General features: G+C 39.1%; 9 protein-coding genes and 1 pseudogene. 5 read left to right on the top strand and 5 right to left on the bottom strand.

From position 1 onward, the window contains the following. Window positions 1-269, top strand: a pseudogene (locus EDC17_RS16940) (IS1634 family transposase); the annotation flags it as partial. A 377-nt stretch (window positions 270-646) separates the two neighbouring features. Here EDC17_RS16940 and pyrF read toward each other — a convergent pair. Genes pyrF through EDC17_RS16215 form a run of 3 tightly spaced genes read right to left on the bottom strand, consistent with a single transcriptional unit; the run spans window position 647 to window position 2841 of the window. Continuing rightward, on the bottom strand, window positions 647-1480 hold the full coding sequence (gene pyrF / locus EDC17_RS16225) for an orotidine-5'-phosphate decarboxylase (protein ID WP_132779236.1): 834 nt from the start codon (window positions 1478-1480) through the stop codon (window positions 647-649). Window positions 1481-1483: 3 nt separating this feature from the next. Further along, complete coding sequence (locus EDC17_RS16220) at window positions 1484-2086, bottom strand: TlpA family protein disulfide reductase (RefSeq protein ID WP_132779234.1); 603 nt, start codon at window positions 2084-2086, stop codon at window positions 1484-1486. 11 nt (window positions 2087-2097) lie between these two features. Continuing rightward, window positions 2098-2841 carry an RluA family pseudouridine synthase gene (locus EDC17_RS16215; protein ID WP_132779232.1) on the bottom strand — a complete coding sequence of 248 codons (744 nt, stop codon included), beginning with the start codon at window positions 2839-2841 and terminating at the stop codon, window positions 2098-2100. Window positions 2842-2951: 110 nt separating this feature from the next. Between EDC17_RS16215 and panB the strand changes: the two genes are divergently transcribed. From panB to EDC17_RS16195, 4 genes are all read left to right on the top strand, one after another. Then, window positions 2952-3767, top strand: a complete 816-nt coding sequence (panB, locus tag EDC17_RS16210; protein ID WP_132779230.1) for a 3-methyl-2-oxobutanoate hydroxymethyltransferase — start codon at window positions 2952-2954, stop codon at window positions 3765-3767. Between the two features lie 9 nt (window positions 3768-3776). After that, complete coding sequence (locus tag EDC17_RS16205) at window positions 3777-4382, top strand: hypothetical protein (protein WP_132779228.1); 606 nt, start codon at window positions 3777-3779, stop codon at window positions 4380-4382. 48 nt (window positions 4383-4430) lie between these two features. Then, a complete protein-coding gene (locus EDC17_RS16200; RefSeq protein WP_132779226.1) occupies window positions 4431-5462 on the top strand; it encodes a L,D-transpeptidase in 1032 nt (343 codons plus the stop codon). 85 nt (window positions 5463-5547) lie between these two features. Next, complete coding sequence (locus tag EDC17_RS16195) at window positions 5548-6348, top strand: murein L,D-transpeptidase catalytic domain family protein (protein WP_243646184.1); 801 nt, start codon at window positions 5548-5550, stop codon at window positions 6346-6348. A gap of 101 nt (window positions 6349-6449) precedes the next feature. On the opposite strand, the gene EDC17_RS17145 is transcribed toward EDC17_RS16195, so the two are convergent. Together EDC17_RS17145 and ltrA are read right to left on the bottom strand one after the other, a co-directional pair. Beyond that, window positions 6450-6989 carry a group II intron maturase-specific domain-containing protein gene (locus EDC17_RS17145; RefSeq protein WP_207895800.1) on the bottom strand — a complete coding sequence of 180 codons (540 nt, stop codon included), beginning with the start codon at window positions 6987-6989 and terminating at the stop codon, window positions 6450-6452. A 6-nt stretch (window positions 6990-6995) separates the two neighbouring features. Next, window positions 6996-7720, bottom strand: a 725-nt coding sequence (gene ltrA / locus EDC17_RS17140; RefSeq protein WP_207895799.1) for a group II intron reverse transcriptase/maturase, incomplete at its 5' end; no start/stop codon positions are given.

The raw sequence follows: 7720 nt of genomic DNA, 5'->3' as shown, positions 1-7720 counted from the left end.
GGCCAATGTTCCATTTTACGCCAAAGCGAATAGAGGCGCATGTATGCATCTGTTTTGTCGCTTATAAGGTTTACAAGGAATTGGAACGTTTATTAAAGAAAAATCAGTCAGATCTGAGCGTAGATAAAGTACTGGAAATTGCAAAAACGGTAACTACGCTAAAAATAAAACTTCCAAAAACTGGACAAACGGTAAGCAAAACAATGATTATCACCCAAAATCAGAAGAAAATTGCCCATCTATTTTCAGATGAATTTTGGAAATCTTAATTTGGGTGACGCATTGCTGAAGTCAGGAAAAAGTATCTGGGATGTTCAAATCGAACAATGGAGCACAAAACTATGCGACAATAAGATCTGTTGCCGACATTTGTATTAAGAACTCACAATCTGTCCTCGATGCTTTCTACAGCATTGCTATTCTATAGTACCTGAGTGGTTACAGAAAGAAAATGATAAATATTTATTAGAGTTAAAACTTCTTTTATATTAAATTTAAAAAACTTGAAGCCTCATTCTTGTTTTGCTAAGAGAAAAGAAATTTTATAGGGAATTTTAATTTATACTGTACATATTATCAAGCATTTGTAACAAAAAATCACAAAAGAAACGCCAACTTGTAAAGTTGGCGCTTGCTCTTTTGGAGATTAAATTATTCCGTGATGGATTAGTTCTCTTTCCATTTCATTCCTTAATAGTATAGCTTCTTCGCGCGCGCGTTCTGCAAAATCTTTGCCCGATGAGGCGTAAATAATACCACGTGTGCTATTCACCAGTAATCCGCAATCCTTATTCATACCATATTTGCACACTTCTTGCAAAGAACCACCCTGCGCTCCCACACCTGGCACTAATAAGAAGTGGTCCGGCGCATGTTTACGAATCTCTAAAAACGCTTCGCCGCGCGTCGCTCCTACGACATACATTAGATTTTCGGTATCACCCCATTGATTCACCTTATCAATCACTTCTTCGAACAGCTGCTTACCTTCATGATTGGTGAAATTCTGAAAATCCTTAGACCCTTCGTTGGATGTAAGCGCCAAAACAATTGCCCATTTGCCCTCAAAATCCAAAAATGGCGTTACAGAGTCCTTACCCATATAAGGTGCGATCGTGATAGAATCAAACGACATACCTGATACAGTCCTGTCAAAAAATGCCTGCGCATACATTTTGGAAGTATTTCCAATATCTCCTCGTTTGGCATCTGCTATGCTAAAACAATGTTTTGGCAGTATCTGCCATGTTTTTTGCAGCGCATGCCAGCCACGTACGCCATAACTCTCGTAAAATGCAATATTGGGCTTATAGGCTACACAAAGATCCTCTGTCGCCTCGATAATGGCTTTATTGAAAGCGAAGATAGGATCTTCTTCCTCCTGTAAGTGTTCTGGTATTTTAGTTATATCTGTATCTAAACCTACACATAGAAAAGATCGTTTTTCTTTGATCTGGTTAATAAGCTCTTGTCTAGTCATAAATTATTCTTGATTTATAAGATTTTGGATAAAATCCTCAACGGTTTTTGCACTATAATCTCGCATACCTTCTTCTCTGCCCACCAACTCACCCTTCTTATTCAATATCACCGTTGTTGGAATAGCGCCAGACAACCATTGTTGGGGAATAGCACTATTTGGATAGACAATCGGTAAGGTTAAGTCTTCTTGTTTCAAAAATTTATTTGCACCCGGTATATCATTTTCAATTTCAACCAAAAAGAATTGAACTTGGTCATTATCCTTGAATTTGTCGAACAACACTTGAATGGATGGCATTTCTGCTTTGCAAGGAGGACACCAAGTCGCCCAAAAGTTAATGAACAAAACCTTTCCCTTCAATTGAGGTACATCATATACATTTCCTGCTTCATCTTTGAAAGATGCTGCGGGCGTTACCGTTTCCACCGTAGTGGACTCCGAAGGAGCTGGTTCTTGCACAGTTTCTAACTTAGGTTTAAAAAAACCTAACTTCATCAACTGTTGTTGTAAGAATATACGGCTTTGTGGGATAAGAAATACAGCCAGGAGAACACCCCACAGTACATAATTCCAAATCCGCGACTTACCTTCCTTGTTGTTCATAGCTAGATTTTTTACGAATCAAACTTTGTCAATTGCTTCAGCAAAGTAGCAAAATCTTTCGGGTACTCCGCTTCGAATTCGTAATGCTTGCCATCAATAGTGAAATCCACTTTTTTGGAATGCAAAGCAAAGCGCTTCATAATTGGAAGTTCGTCTTGATCCTTGGACATCGTAAAGCCTCTTTTTTTAATTTGCGACAAATAAACAGGCTTGCCACGATACATCGCATCCCCAACAATAGCAGCATGCTGTGTAGCCAAATGTATACGGATCTGGTGCATACGGCCTGTTATAGGCTTGCATTCCACCAATGTATAGTTTTTGAAATATTGAATACTGTTGAATATCGTTTCGGCAGCTTTACCATTCGCGCGATCTATGCTCACATTTTTATTACCCTGATTCAAAATCGGAAGATCCACTTTCAAATCATTAAAAACATGCGTGCCTTGAATGATTGCATGATAAATCTTATTGACACGGCGTTTTTCAAATTCGATTGATACCAAACGGTAAGTTTCTGGATTTTTTGCAATCAATAACACGCCGGATGTATCTTTATCCAAACGATGGCAGATTTGCGCATCTGCGTAATATCTTTTGGCCAGGCGTAAGATATTGACATCTCCACCCTCGCGTTCGTCTAGCGAAGCGACAAAAGGCGGTTTGTTAATGACAATCAGATTATCGTCTTCATGAATTATAAGATCCTCAAACTTTGGAAATTTAAATAAACGGTGTTCGTTTTGCGTCATACTGCAAAAATAACAAAACAAAGCGAGTATGGAACCTATTTAAGGATTTTTCATTAATATGAAGGGATAGCTATTTTTATTTATAATTTTGCATCAAACAACATACAACCATGTCTGTACACAAAACTATCAAACGCGTCACTACCTCGGCATTACGCGACATGAAAGCACGAAATGAAAAAATCAGTATGCTTACGAGTTATGATTATTCTATGGCTCGCGTATTGGATGAAGCAGGTATTGATGTCATTTTGGTCGGCGATTCGGCGGCGAATGTATTTGCTGGATTTGAAACTACATTACCTATCACTTTAGATAACATGATATATCACGCTGCTGCTGTGTCACGTGGCACCAAAAGAGCAATGGTTTTGGCTGATTTGCCATTTGGCGAATATCAAGGTTCGGTTGAAAAAGCTTACGAAGCTGCTGTGCGCATGATGAAGGAATCCGGTGCGCACGCATTGAAGTTGGAAGGCGGTGTAGAAATTATCGACAACATAAAAAAGATAGTGCAAGCAGGTATCCCGGTTTGTGGTCACTTGGGTCTTACACCACAGTCCATTTATAAATTTGGTGACTTCGGGGTGCGAGCAAAGGAAGAAGCCGAAGCCGAAAAATTACGCACGGATGCTTTGGCTTTGCAAGAAGCAGGTTGTTTTGCTGTGGTATTGGAAAAAATACCTGCGAAATTGGCAGAAGAAGTTTCGCAATCCTTAGAAATCCCGACAATCGGCATTGGCGCTGGAAATGGGTGTGATGGACAAGTGTTGGTGGTGAATGACATGTTGGGTATGACGAAGGATTTTAAGCCTAAGTTTTTACGTCAATATACAAATATCTACGACATAATCAGCACCGCTACAGCAGAATATGTAGCCGATGTTAAATCAAAAAATTATCCAAACGAAAACGAACAATATTAGTCTATCCTGATGATAAAAGTGATTATCATAGTTGCTTTGCTGGCGATTCTTATTTTTTCAATCGTCCGCAAGCTAAAGATCTTCGGGTCTTTGGGTGAATCATCGCGTCTAAATGCTTCGACAGAAACGATTGAGATAGTCGCCCCGCTTTCGCTGTATAAATCACTTGTACAAAAAACACTGTTTACCGTTGCTATTGGAATTGGGTTACTGCTTATTACGATTATTCTAGCCAGTAAGTTTAAGATTGCATTGATTATGCTGCCCATAAGCATCTATCTTATTGCACAATTCTTTATATTGAATAATCATATTAAAATTGCCAAAAGTCAACACCTCTCCTACAATATCAATTCGCATAATCTTAGCGTTCAATCAGAAAACAATAAAATTCTAAATATCAACATTTTAAACGACATTAAATCACTTCAAGAGGTCAAAGCCGTACAGAAGAATAATGGAATTTTATTTGGCTATTATAAGATTATCACGGTCACTAATGAAGTAGTGTATATCCCCTTTTTAATAAGTGAAAATCTACAAACAAAACCTTTTTTCGAAAAATTACAACTATTTAATCGGGAGATCGAAACAAAATTATTCCCTGTAATTTAAATTTGATATATTTGATTTTTCACACAATGTAAATCAATTATACGCTTTATGCGCAATATATATTTATTACTATTTACCACACTATTTATAATATCCTGCAACCGTAACAAGAACCTTCAGACGGCTGAAGATATTGAAAAAGCAAAACAAGATAGCATAGAGCAAGTTCGTAAAGAGCAGGAAGAAGCTGCCAAGAAGAAGCCTATTACAGCAGCTGATATAAAACTCGAGAAAGAATTAAAATACGATAAATATACACTAGAAGATCAATATGCCTATAATGATACGTTTCGCGTATTCCAATGGGATAAGATCAAAGAAAAGCTTGCATATATTGAAAATTTCCAGCGTGAACATAATCAATATGGACTCGTGTCCAATTATAAAAATAAACATGGCGAAGCTCCTACTGTAGCAAATTTCAAACGAAATGCCTACAAAAGAGTTTCAGACACCTTGGGCACCGAACGTTATCAATCGGCACCGCTCTATCAAATCAATGAGACAAAACTACCTTCCATTTATGGCCGCGATGGGTCATTGGTCAAACTCCTGTCTAGCGACACACTAGATATGGTACGTGTTAAAGGCCTTACCAATTTTGAAGGAGAATGGGATATCCCTAAGCGCTATGTTAAAGCCTTGGGTGACACCCTATCATTCAAGCATATAGTGGTAGTTGATGTGACCAATCAAAATATTTGTGCGCTGGATCATGTAGATGACACCTGGTATGTACGCAGTATGAACAAAGCTACCACAGGAAAACATAATCCCCCATATGCCATGGAAACCCCTGTTGGTATGTTTTTGGTACAGGAGCAAAAACCGAAAATGTATTATTATAAAGATGGTACTACCAGCATAGAGGGATTTGCGCCATGGGCATCGCGTTTTACCAATGGAGCATACATTCACGGAATCCCTGTGAATAATCCCAAAGGACAAATTATAGAGACCAGCTGGAGTCTGGGCACTACCCCACGCTCCCATATGTGTGTAAGGAATGCTTCATCCCATTCCAAGTTTATCTACGATTGGGTAAAGCCGTATTCCTCGCTAGTAATTGTCATAGATTAAACATTTACGATAAATTAACATTTATTAACACATTTATAAGATCCTGATTACGAACTTTGTAATACAGAATGGATAAAGTGTGCTTATGAAAAAAACAAAATTGCTTCTCATGCTAATGACTTTGGTCGGCAGTATAACCATCATCAGTCAAACCGCAGCAACCTATTACCAAACAACCTCTCTTACAGACAGTATCAATTCCCCAATACCTTTAGTTAAGTCAGATTTAAAAGAAACTAAATCAGCGGCTGAGCTTTTGTATGAAGAAATTGGACTGAGCGGCAAATTAAATTTTGATGCGTTTGATCAAGCGATGATAGGTTATGAAAGTTTAGAGTTTAAAAACAAAGACATCATAACTGTGATAGATTTTACGCTTCCGTCTACAGAAAAACGGATGTACGTCATAGATTTAAAAAATAAAAAGCTATTATACCATACGATTGTGTCCCATGGTCGCAATAGTGGTGAAAAATACGCTACAGCCTTCTCAAACCGTCATGGCTCTTACCAGAGTTCGTTAGGATTCTATAGTACGGCCAATACTTATTATGGTGGCAATGGCTATTCCTTAGTATTGGATGGTCTTGAAAAAGGAATTAATGATCAGGCTAAGGCACGTGCTGTGGTAATTCATGGCGCAGATTACTGCAGCCAGTCTGTTATTAACAATACAGGTAGATTAGGCAGAAGTTATGGTTGTCCGGCACTTCCAAGAGAGGTCACAAAACCCATTATCAATACGATAAAGAATGGTTCGATGGTCTACATTTATGCAGATAATCAAAACTACATGAATGCATCTAGAGTAATGAAATCAGCAAAAACTACGCTATTGGCTCAACACATTAATGACAACGCGGATAGCACAGTGAGAACATACTAGAATTTTCATATACTATTTAATAATCGGATAGGAGGAACGGGATTAATTCCCGTTCCGACCTTCCACAGCGCCGTACGTACCGTTCGGTATACGGCGCTTCCCTAAGTTGTAACACGAACTCGCGTGTACTCTGCCAGTAAAGATGGGTATCCCAATTGTTTAAGATAGTCGTTGGAAAGGGTTATTGACAGTATCCAGCTTTTAGCTGTGTGCCAGTAACTTTTCCTTGTATGTGCCCATTCTTGCGCCTTGTACTTACTCACGCCTAGTTGCACCTGGTTCGTGATTTTAGTCTTGATTCGTTTCCATTGTTTCCATTTGACCATACTTAGACGACGGTACCATTTATCCATTTTTCGCAGACTCGACTCCATGTCCGCTAGTTTAAAGTAGTGGATCCAGCCTGTGAGGTATTCCCTAAGGTAGAGAATTCGCTGTTCGTCGCTCCAACCCCGACTACGGCCGGTTAATACTTTAATCTTCCCTAGACTTTTAGGGTGAATACGTAAGCGCCACTCCCCTCTGTAATTGTAGAAACTGTAGCCTAGAAATTTAATCTTGGATACATGACCAACGACGCTTTTCTCTTTATTGACTTTAAGCATCAGCTTACCTTCAACAAATTTTGTGATCGATTCCATAACCCGTCAGGCACTCCGTTTACTACGACAAAGTATCATAAGGTCATCAGCGTATCGTACAAATTTGTGTCCTCGAGATTCCAGTTCTTTGTCCAGTTCATCAAGCATAATATTGCTCAAAAGTGGGCTTAGTGGGACTCCTTGAGGTACACCTTCTGTAGTTACTTTAGTCCTTCCGTTTATTTCTACACCTGCTCTCAAGTATCGATGGATAAGTGAGATCAGTCTTCCATCTTTGATCGTGCGTGATAATAATTCAATCAGTTTACTGTGATTCACCGTATCGAAGAACTTCTCTAAGTCCATATCTACGGAATAATTATACCCCTGTTGAATGTATGTCTTGCATTTGAGAAGCGCTTGATGCGCGTTGCGACCCGGACGAAAACCATAGCTGTGGTCACTGAATTCAGGTTCGTAGATTGGTGTCAGGATTTGACTGATACCCTGTTGGATGAGCCGATCAACTATTGTTGGGATGCCCAGCATTCGCGTTGACCCATTGTCTTTAGGAATTTCAACACGTCTTACTGCAGAAGGGTAGTAACTCCCTTGCTTGATGGATGTTAAAAGTTTCTCCTTATGCTCTCTAAGATAATCCACAAGGGATTCGACGCCCATCTTATCGATACCTCCAGCACCACCATTACCGACCACTTGGAGGTAGGCAGCATTTAGGTTCTGACGGTCAAGAAGTTGTTCTAACAGTTCATCTACTCGTGTGTTTGTGT

The sequence above is a fragment of the Sphingobacterium alimentarium genome (genome assembly GCF_004342685.1).
Classification (GTDB): Bacteria; Bacteroidota; Bacteroidia; order Sphingobacteriales; family Sphingobacteriaceae; genus Sphingobacterium; species Sphingobacterium alimentarium.
This window is presented reverse-complemented; position numbering and strand designations above follow the sequence as displayed.